The organism is Candidatus Manganitrophaceae bacterium, assembly GCA_016200325.1.
Taxonomy (GTDB): domain Bacteria; phylum Nitrospirota; class Nitrospiria; order SBBL01; family Manganitrophaceae; genus Manganitrophus.
This window is the reverse complement of sequence record JACQEZ010000008.1, coordinates 212,863-231,939: the sequence shown is the minus strand read 5'-3', so window position 1 is coordinate 231,939 and position 19,077 is coordinate 212,863. Positions and strand designations below refer to the sequence as shown.

The following is a 19,077-nucleotide window of genomic DNA, read 5'->3' as shown; positions in this document are numbered from 1 at the left end:
GCGAACTTCGCCAAAGTACTCATCGACTTTGGGCACCAGTCCGTCCGGCCAGAGCCCCGGCTTCGCCTCCGAGGAAGAGAGCTTGGTGGAGACGATCGAAATATAATGCTCCCGATAGATCACGATATTCTTCGGCCGGCCGCTCACCAGTGCGGTAATGAGATGTCCACTCCCGTCACTGAGATCGCTGACGGTCACATTGACCTGAGAGAGCGCAGAAGTGGTCGCGGCGATGAAGATTTGAAACGGCTCGAATTCGTTTCGTGCCGCCGAGAGGGTGACCCCGCCGCGGCTGCAGCCGCTTGCAGTGCAAAGATCGCCGCCGCCGGGGACTGGATCTCCGTTGGTCCCCCCATTGTCTTGCCGCAACTTTGCCATTCCGGTGTCCCACCAGATCGTCTGCGCAGAGGCAACCCCGCAATCGAAAAACAAAAGCAATATGAAGACGAACCCAATGTGCGATCTTTTCATGGACCATCCTTAAAAAGAGCATACGGTTTACAAAATGCCCCGACAGCGTTCCGCCGGCGGGTGATCATAGGTGTGAGGGATAAAATCAGATAAAAGGCCAAGGAATCGTTTCTTGGAAGGACAGGTTGATGCAAGGCTGGAAAATTACAATCCGGGATCATTTCATTATTAAAAGTAACAAAAATATTTATTTTTACTATAGGAAGGCGGCTTAATTTGATAGGGGAAAAGGCCTTAGAGGTCCCATTGAGACAAAGGGAGAGTCGTTTAGAAGGGTGGCGCAGTCTTCTTAAAAGATCCAATCGAGGGCCGGATACCAAAGTGGAAAGTGAGTAAAACGTTCAATAAAACCAAATTGGAAGCCATCCCTGGCTGAATCTCTTTTTCCTTAAGCGATGACGCTGATTCTCAAACCCTCCAAGGGGGAGTATCTCATAGATCTATTATATAGATCTGTATCGATCGAGAAGGCAGAGCGCCCTTTCGGCGAGTCAACCCCGGCTTAGGAGCCGACTGCAGCGAAGACCCGCCCTGGATAATTACACCATGCGGCAGGTTGAAGAGTCAAGCATCTATAATAGGAAGATCAATAGGAAGATCTGATCTGCTAAGCAAAGCGAAGGCCATTTACCGTCGGATGGGGGGCTGAACCGGAAGCCCAAACAAGGGACGGCAGCGCATGGCAGCCCGATATCACAGGCGTCTGCGCGCGTCGTCTGCTTTTGGATAAAACGGCGCGGCTGAAGATACAGTGTATCGGATGTTCGTATCTGGAAAGATAAACGCGCTCCTCCTCATCTATTTTTTCGGCAACGATTTCGATCGAATCGCCTTCGAGACCCGGCTATTTTCAATCTCTGCCGCTTCTTATCCCGAGGCACTCTAGGTGCATTTAGAGATCCGAAGAATGCGCTTGCGGCCGCATCGGCAGCCTCCCCTCGAGACCCGAAGCAGCCGCATCCCTTCCCGTGGGTGATGGGAAGCCAGGGACCTGATTAGGATCCCAGCATCGCACTTGGGGGAGAGCGGCAAGGGTCTCCTCTTGCCGTCACCCTCCTTCCGAGAAACGAGGCTCGCACCCAAAGCCCACGGGAACCGGCCGATGAAGTTGATTTTCGTCGAAGGAAATAAGGAGTTTCAAAATGGCCTTCAGCCGTCTGCTCTCGAAGCGAAAGAAAGAAGTCCTCTGTCTCATTGCAGAAGGTTTGAGCATCCGAGAGATCGCCGAGCATTTGGGGCTGTTTGAGAAGACGGTGCAGACCTATCGCACGCACGTGATGAATAAGCTTGGATTGGGCCATGCGGCCGAGCTCGTTCGCCATGCGATTCAAAAGGGATATATTCCGATTGAATAGACAGTATCACCCGAAGCGGACGGTCTCTCGCCGCACCGCTTAGCAAAACCTCAAGGGGGGGATTCATCATTTTGGACATCTCTCAGAAATAGATATGTAAATGATCGCGCAGGAAAGGGACCGTTTTACTGAACAGGGTCTATCTCGAAAATAAACGGCTGGGGGTGAAAGTCTTTTGTTGAAATCGAGGGACTAAATTTATATTGTTTGAGATTTATCGGTATCCCGCTGGCTTTTATCTATTTCACAAATTCGCGCAGAGGCGGCGGTGACGCGTCATAGGGTACTGAGCCCGAATGTGGAACCTGTCCGCATAATAAATAATAAGAGCAATGTCGTACCGGTCATCGCTCCGATGTATGGCCCACTTATAAAGAGCAAAGATTTTCAAGACGGCTGGCAAGGCATCGGTCGTCGTCATATACCTGCAACTTCGCATACGGCCATAACCATGCTCTGCTGGGCGACAGGAGAGCGCCTATCTGCTTAACCGGTGATAGGTGAAACCGACCCTGAAGGAAGAGAAGGAACTTTAGGCGGCTTTTCGGCAAGGAGATTTAAACCGTCTCCGATTGGCCAGAATAATCGGGTCGACCACATCCCCGCAGTGAAGGCATTTAAAGGCTTTATACCCCCATGCATATTGGTCTTCAATCCCATCGTAATTTTCGTATACCATCGAGCCTGAACATCGCGCACACTTCATTGTCGTCCTCCATTCTCAAAAAGATCGCTATTTATTTCTATCAATTCAACTGCTAAACCTTTCAATACGCAAATAGAGTGCCATTAAAAGACCGCTTAGATGGCCTTATTCCGCTCGATAGAACCTTGGGGTTTGCCGAATATTAGCAAAATATTTCATCTGAAAAGCCAATGTGATTTTGAGAGAAAGAGGAGAAAGCCGAAGAAGGCGGGGATTCTCTTTCTGTCTGAGTGCTTTTTTATATCTCTAAGGGAGGATCGGACGCTGTATCATACCCTGCGCGAAGCGTCGGCCTGACGGGGGGTGCGGTTGAAAAGCCACCGGCGATCGTGACGATCTCCCGATGAGTTCATCTTCACGATATCCATTCAACTTTCGGCGTTCTTCCTCATGCCGATGAATCGGTGCGTTGCTCCGCGCAAGCGTCCCGAACGCAGCCGCGCAGCCAGCGGTGCGCCGGATCGGCATCGAGCCGCGGGTGCCAGAGCAAGGATACCGTGATTTCCGGCACGGCGACCGGAAGGGGAAAAGGATGCATGCCGGCGCGCAGGTTTCCGGTGTGCCGTTCGGGAACGCTGGCGATCAGATCGGAGGCCCGGGCCAGCGCCAGCGCGGTCGAAAAGCCGCCGACGACCGTGACGATCTCCCGTTCCAGCCCGAACGACTTCAAGGCTTCATCGATCGGCCCCCGGTCGAGCCCCCACCGCGAGACGCTGATGTGCTTGCCGGCCGCATAACGGGAGGGGGTGATCTTGCCCTGGCTCAACGGGTGCCTCTTTCGCACGACGCCGATGAAACGGTCCTGGAACAATGCCTGCGCGCGCACCTCCGGACCGGTCGTCTTCCCGACAACGCCGGTTTCCAGATCGACGGTCCCGTCGCGAAGCGGCGCGCTCTCTTTGTCCGGCTTCTGCACGAAGCAGAGCCGCACGCCGGGGGCTTCCTCGCCGACGCGGGCGATGAGGCCCGGTCCAAAGTTTTCCACAAAGCCTTCGCTGGTCCGGAGCGTGAACGTTCGGACGAGCTGTTTGAGATTGAGCTTCTCAGCCGGGCGCAGGACCGATTCCGCCTCCTGCACGAGTCGACCGACCCGCTCGCGAAGTTCGAGCGCCCGCGGTGTGGGGACGAGACCGCGTCCCGCCCGGACCAACAGCGGATCGCCCGTCGTCTCGCGCAATCGCGCCAGCGCCCGGCTCATCGCCGACGGGCTGAGGCGCAATCGCCGGGCGGCGCGCGCAACACTCCCTTCGGCGAGCAGCACATCCAGGGCGACAAGAAGGTTGAAATCGGGTCTCGACATGCCTTCACCATAGCACAATTTGATTGTGATCGGGCGTTCAACGCACGAATAAAGTGCAGATGGCGCGTCTTCCGCAATGTCGGGCAAAGGAATAAACTCTGTTTTGACAGCTCGGTTTCTGGGTCGCAAGAAAGCGGCGTGATGGATCGGTAAATCTCTAAAGAGGATATTCAGAATGGATAAAAAATTTTGGCGCCAAAAATGGGAAAGAAATGAAATCGCTTTCCACGCATCTGAACCAAATCCGCTCCTGATCAAATATTTCAAAAAACTTGCTCCGGCGAACGGCGGCCGTCTCTTCTTGCCGCTTTGCGGCAAAACCCTCGATATTCCCTGGCTCCTTTCCAACGGCTTTCGTGTTGCCGGCGCGGAGCTCAGCAAAATCGCCGTCGAGCAATTATTTTCGGAGCTTGGGATCGAACCCAAAATATTACGGGTCGGAGAGCTCGATCACTACAGCGCAACAAAGATCGACCTCTTCGTCGGAGATCTCTTTGATTTGTCCGGAAAGAGGCTCGGCCCGGTCGATGCGATTTATGATCGGGCCGCTTTGGTGGCGCTGCCGGCGGAGATGCGCAAGCGATACGCGGCGCACTTGACGGAGATCACGGACCAGGCGCCGCAGCTGCTGATTTGCTATGAGTACGACCAAAGCCTGATGGAAGGTCCTCCTTTTTCAATTGATGCCGAGGAAGTGAGTCGCCTCTATGGAGATCGATATCATTTGGATCTCGTGGCGACCCAGAAAGTACCCGGCGGGTTAAAGGGGATCCGTGCCGTCAATGAGACCGTTTGGTTGCTGAAAAATGAATAATCGATCTGCAAGCGTTTCATCCAAGGTCGAAATGAGGCGGCCGCCGAAAGCCGTTGGAAAAAAGGAGGTCAGGATGAAGGCCATCATTGCAGAACGAGATGAGGTCGTCGCTGGAAGCGCGGAAGGGGCCCCTTCGGTTCGGTGGGCGCTCGCCGGCCTTTCGCTGTCGATGTTGCTCTCCTCGCTCGGCACCAGCGTCGCCAATGTCGGCTTGCCGGCGTTGGCGCAGGCGTTCAACGCCTCCTTCCAGGAAGTCCAGTGGGTCGTCCTCGCTTATCTCCTCGCCATCACCACCCTGATCGTCAGCGTCGGACGGCTTGGCGACCTCACCGGCCGCCGGCGGCTGCTGACGGCCGGAATCTTCCTGTTCACGGCGGCTTCGCTCCTCTGCGGCGCCGCGCCGACGCTCCGGCTGCTGATTTCCGCCCGGGCGGCGCAGGGCCTGGGAGCGGCGATCATGATGGCCCTCACCATCGCCTTTGTCGGCGAGACGGTTCCGAAGGCAAAGACCGGCCGCGCCATGGGGCTGCTCGGAACGATGTCCGCGATCGGCACCGCGCTCGGCCCGTCGCTCGGCGGCATTCTGATCGCCGGACTCGGGTGGCGGGCCCTCTTCCTCGTCAACGTCCCGTTCGGTCTCCTGGCTTTCCTTCTGGCCTATCGCACCCTGCCCGTGGATCGCGGGGGGCCGCAGGCCGATCGGGCCGGCTTCGACAACCTGGGCACGCTGCTGCTGGCCCTGATGCTCGCGGCTTACGCACTCGCCATGACGATGGGGCGCGGCCGTTTCGGTTCGATCAACATCGCATTGCTGTCGGCGGCCGCCTTCGGCGCCGGCCTCTTCGTCCTCGTCGAGGCGAGGGCCGCCTCGCCTTTGATCCGATTGGGGATCTTCCGCGATCCCGCGCTGAGCGCGAGCCTCGCCATGAGCGCGATCGTCTCGACGGTGATGATGGCGACGCTGGTGGTGGGGCCGTTCTACCTCTCTCGCGCGCTCGGGCTCGACGCCGCGCTGGTCGGACTCGTCTTGTCGGCCGGCCCGCTTGCCGCCGCCCTGGCCGGTCTCCCCGCCGGCCGCCTCGCCGATCGTTTCGGGGCGCAACGGATGACCCTCGTCGGGCTCATCGGAATCGCGTCCGGTTCCTTCCTTCTATCGATGATGCCGGCGACGCTCGGCCTCCCCGGCTACATCGCCCCCATCGTCATCCTCACCGTCGGCTATGCGCTGTTTCAGATTGCCAACAACACCGCCGTCATGACAGAGATCCGCGCGGACCAGCGGGGCGTCATTTCCGGCATGCTCAACCTGTCGCGCAATCTCGGGCTGATCACCGGCGCCTCCGCGATGGGCGCGCTGTTCGCGCTCGCATCGGCCACGACCGACATCGCCACGGCGCGTCCAGACGCCGTTGCCGCCGGCATGCGGATCACGTTCGCCGTCGCGGCCGTTCTGATCGTCGTCGCGCTCGCCATCGCGGTTGGAAGTCGCGCGCTCGCAACACGCGCTTCGGACGCTGGATAGGTGTCATGAACTTACTCCCCTGACACGCGTGGGTGTCGAGACCACCACCCTGACGGGAACATATAATGGACTGGAAGAGAGTTCTCGGTTATATCCCGGATTCTATCAATGATAGAGTTGCTCTCACGCATTGAATATCTGGTTTCGGAAAATAGAATCTTGCGAAGCCAAATCAAAGGGCGCATCTATTTTCGGACACAGAGCGAAAGAGCCTGGCCGAGAGATTCATATCGCGGGAATCACACCGCATCCGAATGAAGGTCGGGAGACTTCGTGATCCATGATCGAGATTGGAAATTCTACGCTTTCTTCTCGTGATCGCGCTGGTGTTGTTGACCGGTGCTTCTTTGAAAGGAGAACATCCCTCCTTTATCCTGGACGGCTTTCTTTATACCCTGACCTCTTCCTATCTCTTCTATGGTGTTTTTCTCGCGGCGATCGTTCAGCAATTGCTCGTGAAGCGGTTATATTCTTACTTCCTCCCGGAGATATTCGCCATGATTGCTCTGGCGGCGCTGCATCGCTGGCGAACCTTTCGCCGGGCAGAGAGCGCCTCGGGATGAGGGAAGGGAGAGTAGCTCTAAAAGATTTTGAGAAATGACGATGGCGAAAAAGAGAGTGCGCAGGATGAAGGCAGATCCGGTTCAGTCTCTGTGGGCCGAAGCCTCTGAATGAATACGTCCCTGCGTCAGCGCATCGAACGTGCGGTTGAACGGATGCGATGGGGGAGGAGTTCTAGATCGTGGAGGTTAATATCTTTGGACCACAGCGGTTTTGCTCTGTTTCATCCTGGATGGATTTCCGCTGGCGATGGCGCTGCGTATCGGGAAACGGCAAGCGCATCCGAAGGGGTTTTAATCACCGACAAACAGGAGATCCCCATGAATATCGAAGTCGACCCGACCGGCTCGTATCAGATGTTCATTCTCCTGACCAGTGCATTGATCGCGGCCTTGATACCCGCCGTGTGGGGCCTGCGGCTGGAGGTGGGGCCATGCTTTGGGATAAACATGATATCCTATCCAGGAACTCGTAAAGATAGATGATTATACGAGGTGGATCAGCAAGCTCATGAAAAAGGACCAGAAGGGGGATCACAAAGAGCCACTCGTCTTATTAGCGCTTGCAGTTGTCGGGCTAATCATATCCGATGTTGATTCCTATGATCGACTCACCTGGATTTTAGAGACCTTTCCAATCCTCATCGGCTTCCCACTCCTGATTCTAAGCCACCGGCGCTTTCCGCTGACCCCGCTGTTGTATCGGCTTCTCTTCATTCATGCGATCATTCTCATGGTCGGGGGCCATTACACCTATGCGCGGGTTCCGATCGGTTTCTGGGTTCAAGATCTCTTCCATTTCACCCGCAATCACTATGATCGACTCGGCCACCTCGCCCAAGGATTTGTTCCCGCCATTCTGGCCCGGGAGATTCTCCTCCGACGCACACCCCTCCATCCCGGCAAGTGGCTCTTTTTCCTCGTGACCTCTGTCTGCTTGGCATTTAGCGCATTCTACGAGCTGTTTGAGTGGTGGACCGCTCTGGTGCAAGGAGAGTCGGCCAATGATTTTTTGGGAACACAGGGGGATGTTTGGGACACCCAATGGGATATGTTTTGCGCCCTCATCGGTGCCCTCACCGCGCAGCTGACCCTTTCTCGCCGCCACGATAGGGAATTGAGGCAGTTGAAATAATAAGCCCGAGACCTTTATCCTGAGCGCAGATCCAAGTCCCACCACAGCTTCCCTCCAAACCCAAGAATCTTCAGATCGCTTTCCAACAAACAGTTCCTTCGCTTTCATCGTGAAGCCTCAATGGATTCGAGTGCAACCTCGATGCCCTGGGCTGAATCCCTCTGAAGATGCCAAATACTTAAATTGCCTTAAATTGCCGGCCCGATACGCTCCTCCGCTGCGTAGTAGCGGTGGCAGCGCGTGGGAAGGATGCGAAGTTGATTCGCAGCAAAACACAATTTAAATTGATAGAGATGTTTTGGGATGTGAACGGCAAGGTATGCAGATTACTTATTGAGAACGAAGAGAGCGATGCTTGGGAGAAACAATATGCGGCCGGATGACTTATCAAAAGGAGGAATAAAGATGTGGCGATCAGGAATCTTCTTGCAAAAACTAGACACTTCAATAAAAAAGGAGTTAACCCTTGTCGGCTAACTCCTCAATTTATTTGGTGGAGCTGAGGGGGATCGAACCCCTGACCCCAAGACTGCCAGCCTTGTGCTCTCCCAGCTGAGCTACAGCCCCATATAGATGTTGCAGTGGAGAGGATAATACCATCCAAACCTGAAAGATGTCAAGGCTTTGTCTTGACAACAAAAATGATAAAGCCTATGATGGGTGCCTTAAAGGCCGATCGGCCTTTTTTTGTGACCGGTTGTGGCTCGTCCGGTTGTGGCTCGTGTGGCTCGTATGGATAAACTGCTTTGTTTAATGATCTGATCAAGGAAAAGTAGAGATGAATCTGGTGGTGATTGGGACACAGTGGGGGGATGAAGGAAAGGGGAAGATCGTCGATCTTCTCTCCGAATCGGCCGATTATGTCGTCCGATATCAGGGAGGGCACAATGCCGGACATACCGTGGTCAACGGGAACCAGGTCATCGTCCTTCATTTAATACCGACCGGCCTTCTTCATCCCGGCAAATTCGGGGTGATTGGAAACGGAGTGGTGGTCGATCCGGGGGCGTTGTTGGAAGAAATTGAGACCCTCTCCACGCACGGGATCTCCGTGACAGGCCGCCTCTTCATCAGCGAGTCGGCCCACCTGATCATGCCATACCACAAGGCGATCGATAAAGAGAGCGAGAAGGTGAAAGGGACCCGCAAGATCGGGACGACCGGTCGGGGGATCGGTCCCGCTTACGCCGATAAGATGGCGAGGATCGGGATCCGCGTCGTCGATCTGCTCGATCCGGAATTGTTCCGGGAGAAGCTCGCCGCCAACTTGATCGAGATGAATTACTTCCTCGAACAGCTTTATAAGGTGAAGGGCTTTGATCTCGACAAGGTTTATCAGGAGTACATGGGATACACAGACCGGATCAAACCGTATATCGCCGACACGACCCAGCTGATCAACGAAGCGATTGATCGCGGTTATCATCTTCTCTTCGAGGGGGCGCAGGGGACCCACCTTGATGTTGACCTGGGAACCTATCCCTATGTCACCTCTTCCAACGCGACGGCCGGGGGCGCCTGCACCGGAACCGGCGTCGGACCGACCCGGATCAATAAGGTCCTCGGGGTGGCCAAAGCATATACGACGCGGGTCGGGAGCGGGCCTTTTCCATCCGAGTTGACGAATGAAATGGGGGAGACCTTGCGGTCGAAGGGGAAGGAATTCGGCGCGACGACCGGCCGGCCCCGACGCTGCGGATGGTTCGACGTCGTCTCGGTCCGTTACGCCGTCCGGGTTAATGCCCTGACCTCTTTGGCGATTACCAAGCTCGACGTGCTCGACGGCATTCCGGAAATTCAGATCTGCGTCGGTTATGACTTCGAAGGAAAGGTCTATCGCGAGATGCCCTCCTCTTTAAGAGTTCTCGAGAAATGCACGCCTATTTACGAACGCTTCCTTGGCTGGAGCGAGCCGACGACCGGAACGACCTCGTACAACCGACTTCCCAAAAATGCGAAAATTTATCTGGAAGCCCTTTCAGAGAAGGTCGGCTGCCGAATCGATCTCGTTTCAACCAGCTCGAAACGGGGAGAGACGATCGTCCTTCAGAATCCCTTTCAATAAGTTATTCCACCGCCGCATTCTTTCGTGAACGCTCATTTCTCCGGAAAGGGGTTGCACATCTTCTGCATATCTTGGGCGAATGATTGCCGAAGCGTCTCATTCTGGGGATCTCCTCCAAGGAATTCATCCCTCAAGGTTTCTCTTTTCAGCCTCAAAGACCATCCTACCCTGATTGATTTCGATCTCCTGCCTTAAAAAATTATTTGGAACGATGTTTGCTTAATACATCTGGTAGATTTTCATAGAGGAATAGATAAACCCTCTGGACAATTCAAACAGTCGGTCCTTCCCTTCGATCTCGCTTAAGCGGTTGAAGGGGACGGCTGGTGGGATGGCCCTCATTCACCTCCCCCCTACCTCGTCGCAATAAAACGAATCAGGGTCATTCCACCTTGAGTCTCGCGAGCGGGCCGATCAAAAATCGGCCCGCTTCACGGTCAATCCCTTCTCATCTTAAAAACAGATTCAGAGAGAATGCGGGCCATTTGATGATACCCTTCCGGTGTCAGATGAAGCCCATCCTGAGAGTACCTCTCCAAGAGGCGCCCCCCCGCATCGGCGGTGGGGGTGAAGAGGTCGGCGAAAGGGATTTTTAGACGCGCCGCTTCTTGACCGATCCTGCGATTCAAATCAAGGCGGGGAGGGATGAAGTCATCCGCGCCGAGGAGAGAAGGGATGGCGCAGGCGACGGGGATGATCGCCGCCTGGAGGGCGGCCTGATACATCTGAAGGAGGTTTTGGACGATCTCATCGGTTGCGATCCCCCAGCCGATATCGTTGGTCCCGCCCAGCACAATCACATAGCGGGGGGCCGCCCGAATCACCTGCCGGTCGAATCGGCGGAGCATGTCGGCGGTTGTCTCGCCGCTGACGCCGGCGAGAGCGATCTCGACCTCCGGGCCGAGGAGCGGTTTAAGAAACAAGGCATAGGGGGCAGATTCAAACGGGGAGAGATAACCGACAGTGAGGCTGTCGCCGAAGGCAACAATTTTCGTCATGGCAGGACGATCCGCGGCGCGGTCTTCGCGCCGCTCGCACGATCTATCTTTTTAATTTTTTCCGGATCAGCTCCGCCCCTTTGCGGCCCGAGAGGAGCATCGATCCGAACGCCGGCCCCATCCGGGGGGTTCCATAAACGGCGGCCACCGAAAGGCCGATGACGAAGAGATTTGGATAAACCTCGCCGGTTTTTTCCATCACCTCCTCCTCCGATCGATCGACCCACATCGCGCCGTTGCCGGGAATCTGCGGATAAAGATTCCGTTTGGTGAGGAGTTGCAACGTGACGGCGTCATGTCCGGTGGCATCAACGACGATTTTCGATTCGAGCGCGATCGGGTCGACATGAGCGGCGTCGTGCCCCATCGCCTCGAGCGGATACCAGTTGACGACGACCCCTTCCATCCGATTTTCCTCGCCTCGTAAAACGAGATCGACCACCTTCGTCATGTTCATCACCTTGACGCCAGCATCATAGGCCGATCCGATCAGCTTGGCCGTCGCATGAGGGGGATCGACGATGTACATTTCTTTAGAGATCCGTTTGACCGGAACGCCGATCTTTTCCAAAATTTCTTGCGCCGGATGGGCGATCGTCGCCTTGTTCATCAGATAGCCGCCGTTCCAGAAACCGCCGCCGAGGTGATTCAGCTGTTCGATGATCACCACCTTCAATCCGGATGAAGCCAGATCCCGGCCGCAGACGAGCCCGGAGGGACCTGCGCCGACGATGATCACGTCGGACTCGATCATCTGATCGAATTCTTTAAAATACTCCCGCGCGATTGTCCGGGTGATCTCCGCTTCGCGCAGTGGCTGAATCTCTCTCTCCTTCATGATGACACCCTCACGACAACCGGTTCCAACTATTGATAAATCTCCGACCCCTTCTTTTTGAACTCCTCGGCTTTCTCGATCATCCCCAACTCCAGGGCAGCCTGCGCGTCGAGCGCTTTCTTTTGCGCATAGTCCCGGACATCTTCGGTGATCCGCATGGAGCAGAAATGGGGGCCGCACATCGAGCAGAAGTGGGCGACCTTCGCCCCCTCCGCAGGGAGGGTTTCGTCATGGAAAGATCGGGCCGTCTCCGGATCGAGCGAGAGATTAAATTGATCTTCCCACCGGAATTCAAAGCGGGCCTTGGAGAGGGCGTTGTCGCGCGCCTGCGCGCCCGGATGTCCCTTCGCCAGATCGGCGGCGTGTGCTGCGATCTTGTAGGTGATGACGCCGGTCTTCACATCTTCTTTGGTCGGAAGACCGAGATGTTCTTTCGGGGTGACATAGCAGAGCATGGCGCAGCCGAACCAGCCGATCATTGCGGCGCCGATCCCGGAGGTAATGTGATCGTAGCCGGGAGCGATGTCGGTGGTGAGGGGACCGAGGGTATAGAACGGCGCCTCGTGACACTCTTTGAGCTGCTTTTCCATGTTCACCTGGATCATCTGCATCGGGACATGTCCGGGACCTTCGATCATCGTCTGGACATCGTGTCTCCAGGCGACCTTCGTCAGCTCGCCGAGCGTTTCCAATTCGGCGAATTGCGCCGCATCGTTCGCATCGGCCACCGCACCCGGCCGGAGACCGTCTCCCAAACTGAAGGAGACATCATACGCTTTCATGATCTCGCAGATCTCTTCAAAGTGGGTGTAGAGGAAATTTTCCTGATGATGCGCCAGGCACCACTTCGCTAAAATCGACCCGCCGCGCGAGACGATGCCGGCGACCCGCTGCGCGGTGAGGGGAACATACCGGAGCAGCACGCCGGCATGGATGGTAAAGTAATCGACCCCCTGCTCCGCCTGCTCGATGAGGGTGTCGCGGTAGATCTCCCAGCTCAGCGCTTCGACTTTGCCGCCGACCTTCTCCAGCGCCTGATAGATCGGGACCGTCCCGATCGGCACCGGGGAGTTTCGAATGATCCACTCGCGGGTCTCATGAATGTTCTTTCCGGTGGAGAGGTCCATGACCGTGTCGGATCCCCACCGGATCGACCAGATCATCTTCTCCACCTCTTCTTCGATCGAGGAGGCGATCGCCGAGTTTCCGATATTGGCGTTGATCTTTACCAGAAAATTGCGGCCGATGATCATTGGCTCCAATTCGGGGTGATTGATGTTGGAAGGAATGATCGCCCGGCCCCGCGCCACCTCGTCTCGAACGAACTCCGGGGTGATGACGGCGGGAATACCGGCTCCCCATCCATTTCCGGGATGCTGCGATGCCAATTGCGGATTGGACCGGGCAAACTCCAGCATCTGGTTTTCACGGATGGCGATGTATTCCATCTCGGGGGTGATCATCCCCTTCTTGGCATAATGCATCTGGGTGACGTTGCTTCCCGGTCTCGCGCGAAGCGGCTTCCGCAAATCCCGGAAGCGGATTTCTTCGAGCGCGGGATCGGCCGCCCGCCGCCGTCCATAATCGGAGGAGATGTCGGAGAGCGCTTCGACATCTCCCCGGTCCCAGATCCAATGGACGCGAAGCGGCGAGAGCCCCTTTCGGATATCGATCTTTGCGGTCGGGTCGGTATACGGTCCGGAGGTGTCGTAGACCACCACCGGGACGTTCTCTTGGAGCGTTCCCTCTTTTGCGGAGCGGGTCGGGGTCTGGAGGATTTCGCGCATCGCCACCCGGACCCCCGGTTGGGTTCCTTTCACATACCTCTTCCGAGAAGAAGGGTAGGGGGCGGTTGTCAGCAAACTCGCATCGGTCTCCTTCTGAGCGGTCAGGGTTGGATCGGTTCCATTCGGATTCGATGTCGTCTCTTTCATGGCAGCTTTGTCCTTCCTGCGAGAGGTTATTTTTGTCTAAAACGGATTTCCGAAAACCTATTTATAAAGTAATAAAAAAATAAAAAAGGCCGCGCCCTCAAAGGGTGCGGCCTCGTCAAGAGGATAAACCGTGTTCCCTTCGCTGGCATTACCCAGATCAGGTTCAAAGGGTTGTTCCGAAGCTCGGAACTCTCAGCCGTGCGGCACCCCTGGAAATTGAATGTCATTATGTCACACCCCTCCCGCTGAGTCAATTTTATTTTGTTCTTGGACTTAAAGCGATCGATTGGGTAATTGCTTACATATCGGCACGACGTGAAATGGACATTGAATACAGCAAAGCGTCCCACCTCAACCGATCAAAATGGGGAGAACCACAATAAATCAACAATTTAGTTTCTTACCTGTCTCTTCGCTTTCGGGGCACAGTTGTTGCTCAAGTTCTTCAATAAGAAGAGGGGAGAAGATGATCCGATCAACAAAAATAATCGATCCTGAGATAACGATGCCCGTCGCGACAAAGGGAAGAATCGTCGTCATCGACGACCATGACTCGACCCTTGATTTCTTTGGCGAGGCATTGACCTGTTTGGGATATACCCCTTTGTTGGCGCAAGACGGACCGAAAGGCTTGGAACTCTGCCGGGAAAATGAAGTCCAGGCCGTTCTGGTCGACTACGTGATGCCGGAGATGTCGGGCCTTGAGGTCGCCGACCGGGTAAAAGCTTTTTCAAAACCGCTCACGGTGATCTTAACCAGCGCTTCTTATCAGGATGCGGCTCAAGATATCGAGTCGAAACGGATCGACTATTTTTTGAACAAACCGTTCCGCATGGCGGAGTTGGAATCGATCCTTGAAGAGGCCCTGGGCCAGGAAGCCGAGTAGTTTTTTGTCCTCGCCACCTGTCGGAAGTTCAAACGATGGGAAAGAAAATCAGGAGAGGCCACTTCTCATCTTCCAATAAGATCACATCGAGCCCTCCTTTCAAAACCGTTCAATAAAAGCCTTTCAACCGGTATCATCACCGGAAGCTCCAAATGGAGCGGTTTGTATCCGATCGGTCAAAAAAAAGGAGCGACATGGCCGTTACCACACCAAAAACAGGATTTTATATTGACAGCAACGGCAGGTTGATAAATAATAATCAATACGGTTTACGCAGCCTCTGCTCACGATAAAGGCCCCAGGTGCATAATTAAAGAATGGATCTAAAAGAACTTCAAGAACGTATCATCGACCTCATCCACCTCACGTCCGGTCCCACCGAGAATGAAGATCTCATCCGTGAGATTATCGTGACGGCACTGACCCTCTCAAAAAATCATGCCACCCGCGGGGATCTGAAGATCATCCATACCGTGCTCAAAGAGATGCGGTACGGGTTTAAGCTCTTCGCTCCCTATAAAGATTTCCGCAAGGTGAGCGTCTTCGGTTCGGCGCGAACCCGGCCGACGGAGCCAATCTATCAGCATGCGGAAGAGTTTGCCAGAAAGATTACGGCAAAGGGATTCATGGTCATCACCGGCGCCGGCGAGGGGATCATGCGCGCCGTTCAGGGGGGAGCCGGACGAAGCAACAGCTTCGGATTGAACATCCATCTCCCGTTCGAGCAGGCCGCAAACGAGTTTATCGAGAACGATCCGAAGTTGATGACCTTCAAATATTTCTTCCCCCGGAAGCTCTTTTTCATCAAAGAGGCGAGCGCCATCGCGCTCTTCCCGGGCGGCTTCGGGACCCATGACGAGGGATTTGAGGCGCTGACCCTCCTTCAAACGGGGAAGACCAGCCCGATCCCGCTCGTCTTTGTCGACTCTCCCGGCGGGACCTACTGGAAGGCGTGGCGCGTCTATGTCGAGGATGAGCTCCTCGCACGCGGGCTGATCTCGGAAGAAGATCTAAACCTGTTCAAGGTCACAGATCAAATCGACGTCGCCGTAGAGGAGATCGTCGGCTTCTATCGAAATTACCACTCGCTTCGGTTTGTTCGAGATCAATTGGTGATTCGGATGAATAAAACGGCGGAGCCGACCCTGTTGGACCGTTTGAACCAATCTTTCTCCGACATCCTCGTCAGCGGAGAGTTTGCCGCAAGCGGTCCGCTTCCCGATGAAGCAAATGAGCCGAAGCTCCTCTCGCTTCCCCGTCTTGTCTTTAACTTCAACCGAAGAGATTTTGGCCGCCTGCGCCAACTGATCGACGTCATTAATCAGCATTGAACCGGAAGGATGTTCCTCGTCCCTCCCTGCATAAGGAGTTCGAATGAAGTCGGTTCGTGTCTTTGCCCCTGCGTCGGTAGGAAACATCGGCCCGGGATTCGACGTATTGGGGATGGCGCTCGCAGGAATGGGAGACACGGTCACGGCGATGCGGCGGTCCGAGCCGGGGGTCTCGATCACGGAAATCACCGGAGACCGCGGCCGTCTATCGTATAAGGCCGAGGAAAACACCGCCGGAATCGCGGTACAAACCGTCCTGACCCATTTGGGAATTCGGGAAGGGGTTCAACTCACCCTTCACAAAGGGGTTCCGGGAACCGGGCTGGGGAGCAGCGCCGCGAGCGCGGTGGCCGGGGCTTATGCGGTCAACCTCCTCTTCGGGGAGAAGCTCTCCAAGGCCGAATTGATCCCGCTGGCGGCGGTGGCCGAATCGCAGGTCAGCCGGGGTTTCTTTCTCGACAATGTCGGGCCGTCGATGATGGGAGGGATCACCTGGAACAATCCTTTTACCAAAGAGGTCGTTCCGTTGGGACGGATCGATAAGGCGGTGATCATCATCGCGACCCCCGATTTTCCCCTTCTCACGAGAGAGTCGAGACGCGTGCTTCCCCGGATGATTCCGATGGAGAACTTTATCTCGAACATGGCTTATGCGTCGATGATCACCTGGGCGGTTGCGAAAAAAGACCCGGTTCGATTCGGCCGGTCGATACAAGATCGGGTTGCCGAGCCGGCCCGCGCCCCCTTGATTAAAGGCTTTGAAGATGTTAAAAAGGCCGCTTTGACGGCAGGGGCCTTCGGCTGTTCGATCTCCGGCGCGGGGGCTTCGATCTTTGCGGTCACCGACGATTCGAAGAAGGGGGAGAAGATCGGGAAGGCCATGGAAAGAGCATTTCAAGGACACCAGGTTCTTTCGGAGATACGAATCGCCCAGATGGACCGGCTGGGCGCGCGGATGGTGAAATAAGGGTTCGTCCATTATACCCAAGAGGAGCAAGCGATGGAGCTGGGGACCACTCTCACTCGATTTCTCATTGAACAGCAACGGAAGCACTATCCTAAAGCGACCGGCGATTTCACCGGGCTGTTGGCCGAGATCGCCACGACCGCCAAGATCCTCTCAAGAGAGGTCAATAAAGCGGGCCTCATCGACATCCTCGGCTACCAGGGGAGAGAAAATGTCCATGGCGAGCGGGTCCAGAAGCTTGATGATTTTGCCAACGAAACATTCATCAAAACGCTCAGCCATACCGGCCACCTGATCGGCTTCGCCTCCGAAGAGTTGGAAGGAATCTATCAAATTCCCGATCCTCATCCCAAGGGAAAATATGTTCTGGTCTTTGATCCGCTCGATGGCTCCTCGAATATCGACGTCAATATCAGCATCGGCTCCATCTTCTCCATCCATCGCCGAAAGAGCGGCGGGAACGAAGCGACGATGGACGATTTTCTTCAGCCCGGCCGCGATCAGGTCGGCGCCGGCTATATCATCTACGGCTCGTCGACGATGATGGTCTACAGCACCGGCTACGGCGTCCATGGATTCACGCTCGACCCGAGCATCGGAGAGTTCCTACTCTCTCATGAAGACATAAAAATCCCTTCCAGGGGAAAAATCTACAGCATCAACGACGGGAACGCGCCGCTCTGGGAAAACGGGATGAAGCGCTACATCGAGGGGATGAAGAAGAGCGGCGCCACCGCCCGCTATGTCGGCTCGCTCGTCGCCGACTTCCACCGCAACCTTCTGAAGGGGGGAATCTTCCTCTATCCCGGCGACAGCAGGAACCCACACGGGAAGCTTCGCCTCCTCTATGAAGCCGCCCCGCTCGCCTTCATCGTCGAGCAGGCGCAAGGGCGCGCGACGACCGGCACCCAGCCGATCCTTGACATCAAGCCCGAATCGCTCCATCAAAAAGTTCCCTTGATCATCGGGAGCGCCGAAGATGTGAAAGAGGCCGAGTCCTTCTGCCGCGGAAAATAACCCGATACAAAGGAGAGGATCGGATCGCCCTTTCCGGCCGCTTCATTTTCACCTTCATCTCAGTCTATCTCGTCCGGTCGGCTTGACACTTCTTGAATCACCGTGTTAGAGATCTGGATGGAATACTTTATAAAGAGCGAGGCTCAGACGGCGGGAAGCGACTTGACTTCCGACCGATTCAGGATGACATGGCGGCAACACCCTCTCAGAAAAAATTTGAAAAGATCTTGATCGTCGGCGCCGGCGCGGTCGGCGGCTATTTCGGCGCCCTCCTCTGCCGGTCGGGCGCCGACGTCACCTTCTTGGTCCGTCCCCAAACCTTCCAGGCGATCCAAAAAAAGGGGCTGCAGATCAAGAGCTTCTCCGGCGACTTTACCGTTCATCCCACCCTGGTTCAAAAGCGCTCGGAGATGCAATCGGCCGACCTGATCATTATGGCGGTGAAAGCCTATGACCTTCTCCCGGTCCTCGAAGAGATTGCGCCGCTCGTCGAACGGGGAGCGACCCTTCTGACGCTGCAGAACGGGGTCGATTCCGAAGAGCGGATTTTTGATTTTTATAAAAAAGAGTGCTTCGTCGCCGGGGTCGCCTACATCACCTCGCGCCTGGCGGCGCCGGGGGTGGTGGAGCATTTCCGAAGAGGGATCATCTCCGTCGGTGAGCGCTCGGGGGAGAAGAGCGAACGCGCGGCGCAAATCCATCAGCTCCTCTCGGACGCCGGAATTCAATGCACCCTCACCGGTCAGATCATGAAAGCGAAGTGGGAGAAGCTCTGCTGGAATGCGACTTTTAATCCGCTGTCGGTGATCCTCGATCATCCGATCTCCCTGATTCTCGATTCTCCGCCGCTTCTGGAAATCGTTCGTCAAGCGATCGCGGAGATCATCGCCGTGGCGGCGAGTGAGGGGATCGCTCTCAAGGAGAAGACCATCGACGAGACGATCACCGTTTCCTCGCAGTTCAGGGAATACCACACGTCGATGTATGAAGATTTCAAGGGAGGAAAACCGACCGAGATCGATCATCTCAACGGCGATCTGATCCGCCGCGGGGAGCGGCGGGGCATTCCGGTGGCAACCCACCGCACCCTCTATGGCTTGGTCAAAGGGCTCGAACAAAAAAGAGCAGGATCAAACGCGCAGGATCAAACACGATAAAGCAGACGGACAGAGCGGATC

The 19,077-nt window shown here is 55.7% G+C and carries 17 protein-coding genes, 1 tRNA gene and 1 riboswitch; of the genes, 12 read left to right on the top strand and 6 right to left on the bottom strand.

Annotation, left to right across the window (positions count from 1 at the left end; all coding sequences use genetic code 11):
- A partial coding sequence (locus HY282_06910; protein ID MBI3803476.1) for a hypothetical protein occupies positions 1-471 on the bottom strand: 471 nt, incomplete at its 3' end.
- Positions 472-1,613: 1,142 nt separating this feature from the next.
- Between HY282_06910 and HY282_06905 the strand changes: the two genes are divergently transcribed.
- On the top strand, positions 1,614-1,826 hold the full coding sequence (locus HY282_06905; GenBank protein ID MBI3803475.1) for a response regulator transcription factor: 213 nt from the start codon (positions 1,614-1,616) through the stop codon (positions 1,824-1,826).
- 1,094 nt (positions 1,827-2,920) lie between these two features.
- Here HY282_06905 and HY282_06900 read toward each other — a convergent pair.
- Positions 2,921-3,832, bottom strand: coding sequence for a LysR family transcriptional regulator (locus HY282_06900; protein ID MBI3803474.1), 912 nt, complete (start codon positions 3,830-3,832; stop codon positions 2,921-2,923).
- Between the two features lie 175 nt (positions 3,833-4,007).
- Between HY282_06900 and tmpT the strand changes: the two genes are divergently transcribed.
- From tmpT to HY282_06875, 5 genes are all read left to right on the top strand, one after another.
- On the top strand, positions 4,008-4,646 hold the full coding sequence (gene tmpT / locus HY282_06895; GenBank protein ID MBI3803473.1) for a thiopurine S-methyltransferase: 639 nt from the start codon (positions 4,008-4,010) through the stop codon (positions 4,644-4,646).
- Positions 4,647-4,719: 73 nt separating this feature from the next.
- Positions 4,720-6,168 (top strand): MFS transporter, encoded by a 1,449-nt coding sequence (locus tag HY282_06890; GenBank protein MBI3803472.1) that lies wholly within the window; start codon positions 4,720-4,722, stop codon positions 6,166-6,168.
- 290 nt (positions 6,169-6,458) lie between these two features.
- Positions 6,459-6,731: a hypothetical protein gene (locus HY282_06885; GenBank protein MBI3803471.1), complete on the top strand. Its 273-nt coding sequence runs from the start codon at positions 6,459-6,461 to the stop codon at positions 6,729-6,731.
- A 195-nt stretch (positions 6,732-6,926) separates the two neighbouring features.
- A complete protein-coding gene (locus HY282_06880; GenBank protein ID MBI3803470.1) occupies positions 6,927-7,214 on the top strand; it encodes a hypothetical protein in 288 nt (95 codons plus the stop codon).
- Between the two features lie 25 nt (positions 7,215-7,239).
- Positions 7,240-7,863: a DUF2238 domain-containing protein gene (locus tag HY282_06875; protein MBI3803469.1), complete on the top strand. Its 624-nt coding sequence runs from the start codon at positions 7,240-7,242 to the stop codon at positions 7,861-7,863.
- 491 nt (positions 7,864-8,354) lie between these two features.
- Here the strand turns inward: HY282_06875 and HY282_06870 are convergent.
- Positions 8,355-8,430: transfer RNA gene (locus HY282_06870), tRNA-Ala, on the bottom strand.
- A 211-nt stretch (positions 8,431-8,641) separates the two neighbouring features.
- Here HY282_06870 and HY282_06865 point away from each other — a divergent pair.
- Positions 8,642-9,928, top strand: coding sequence for an adenylosuccinate synthase (locus HY282_06865; protein MBI3803468.1), 1,287 nt, complete (start codon positions 8,642-8,644; stop codon positions 9,926-9,928).
- A gap of 437 nt (positions 9,929-10,365) precedes the next feature.
- Here HY282_06865 and HY282_06860 read toward each other — a convergent pair whose 3' ends face one another.
- Genes HY282_06860 through thiC form a run of 3 tightly spaced genes read right to left on the bottom strand, consistent with a single transcriptional unit; the run spans position 10,366 to position 13,698 of the window.
- Positions 10,366-10,926, bottom strand: a complete 561-nt coding sequence (locus tag HY282_06860) for a hypothetical protein (GenBank protein ID MBI3803467.1) — start codon at positions 10,924-10,926, stop codon at positions 10,366-10,368.
- A 43-nt stretch (positions 10,927-10,969) separates the two neighbouring features.
- Positions 10,970-11,764, bottom strand: coding sequence for a thiazole biosynthesis protein (locus tag HY282_06855; GenBank protein MBI3803466.1), 795 nt, complete (start codon positions 11,762-11,764; stop codon positions 10,970-10,972).
- Positions 11,765-11,793: 29 nt separating this feature from the next.
- Positions 11,794-13,698 (bottom strand): phosphomethylpyrimidine synthase ThiC, encoded by a 1,905-nt coding sequence (gene thiC / locus HY282_06850; GenBank protein MBI3803465.1) that lies wholly within the window; start codon positions 13,696-13,698, stop codon positions 11,794-11,796.
- A 117-nt stretch (positions 13,699-13,815) separates the two neighbouring features.
- A riboswitch (TPP riboswitch) is annotated at positions 13,816-13,919 on the bottom strand.
- Positions 13,920-14,203: 284 nt separating this feature from the next.
- Here thiC and HY282_06845 point away from each other — a divergent pair.
- The 5 genes from HY282_06845 to HY282_06825 all read left to right on the top strand — a co-directional run bounded on the left by HY282_06845 (position 14,204) and on the right by HY282_06825 (position 19,056).
- Positions 14,204-14,584 (top strand): response regulator, encoded by a 381-nt coding sequence (locus HY282_06845; GenBank protein ID MBI3803464.1) that lies wholly within the window; start codon positions 14,204-14,206, stop codon positions 14,582-14,584.
- Positions 14,585-14,901: 317 nt separating this feature from the next.
- Positions 14,902-15,915: an LOG family protein gene (locus tag HY282_06840; GenBank protein MBI3803463.1), complete on the top strand. Its 1,014-nt coding sequence runs from the start codon at positions 14,902-14,904 to the stop codon at positions 15,913-15,915.
- 43 nt (positions 15,916-15,958) lie between these two features.
- Positions 15,959-16,882 carry a homoserine kinase gene (locus HY282_06835; GenBank protein ID MBI3803462.1) on the top strand — a complete coding sequence of 308 codons (924 nt, stop codon included), beginning with the start codon at positions 15,959-15,961 and terminating at the stop codon, positions 16,880-16,882.
- 33 nt (positions 16,883-16,915) lie between these two features.
- A complete protein-coding gene (gene fbp, locus HY282_06830) occupies positions 16,916-17,899 on the top strand; it encodes a class 1 fructose-bisphosphatase (GenBank protein MBI3803461.1) in 984 nt (327 codons plus the stop codon).
- A 188-nt stretch (positions 17,900-18,087) separates the two neighbouring features.
- Positions 18,088-19,056, top strand: a complete 969-nt coding sequence (locus HY282_06825; protein MBI3803460.1) for a ketopantoate reductase family protein — start codon at positions 18,088-18,090, stop codon at positions 19,054-19,056.
- The last annotated feature ends 21 nt before the right edge of the window (positions 19,057-19,077 follow it).

Coding starts and splice junctions, on each gene's coding strand:
- HY282_06905 (MBI3803475.1), top strand. CDS start 1,614: ATGGCCTTCAGCCGTCTGCTCTCGAAGCGAAAGAAAGAAGTCCTCTGT.
- HY282_06900 (MBI3803474.1), bottom strand. CDS start 3,832: ATGTCGAGACCCGATTTCAACCTTCTTGTCGCCCTGGATGTGCTGCTC.
- tmpT (MBI3803473.1), top strand. CDS start 4,008: ATGGATAAAAAATTTTGGCGCCAAAAATGGGAAAGAAATGAAATCGCT.
- HY282_06890 (MBI3803472.1), top strand. CDS start 4,720: ATGAAGGCCATCATTGCAGAACGAGATGAGGTCGTCGCTGGAAGCGCG.
- HY282_06875 (MBI3803469.1), top strand. CDS start 7,240: ATGAAAAAGGACCAGAAGGGGGATCACAAAGAGCCACTCGTCTTATTA.
- HY282_06865 (MBI3803468.1), top strand. CDS start 8,642: ATGAATCTGGTGGTGATTGGGACACAGTGGGGGGATGAAGGAAAGGGG.
- HY282_06860 (MBI3803467.1), bottom strand. CDS start 10,926: ATGACGAAAATTGTTGCCTTCGGCGACAGCCTCACTGTCGGTTATCTC.
- HY282_06855 (MBI3803466.1), bottom strand. CDS start 11,764: ATGAAGGAGAGAGAGATTCAGCCACTGCGCGAAGCGGAGATCACCCGG.
- thiC (MBI3803465.1), bottom strand. CDS start 13,698: ATGAAAGAGACGACATCGAATCCGAATGGAACCGATCCAACCCTGACC.
- HY282_06845 (MBI3803464.1), top strand. CDS start 14,204: ATGCCCGTCGCGACAAAGGGAAGAATCGTCGTCATCGACGACCATGAC.
- HY282_06840 (MBI3803463.1), top strand. CDS start 14,902: ATGGATCTAAAAGAACTTCAAGAACGTATCATCGACCTCATCCACCTC.
- HY282_06835 (MBI3803462.1), top strand. CDS start 15,959: ATGAAGTCGGTTCGTGTCTTTGCCCCTGCGTCGGTAGGAAACATCGGC.
- fbp (MBI3803461.1), top strand. CDS start 16,916: ATGGAGCTGGGGACCACTCTCACTCGATTTCTCATTGAACAGCAACGG.
- HY282_06825 (MBI3803460.1), top strand. CDS start 18,088: ATGGCGGCAACACCCTCTCAGAAAAAATTTGAAAAGATCTTGATCGTC.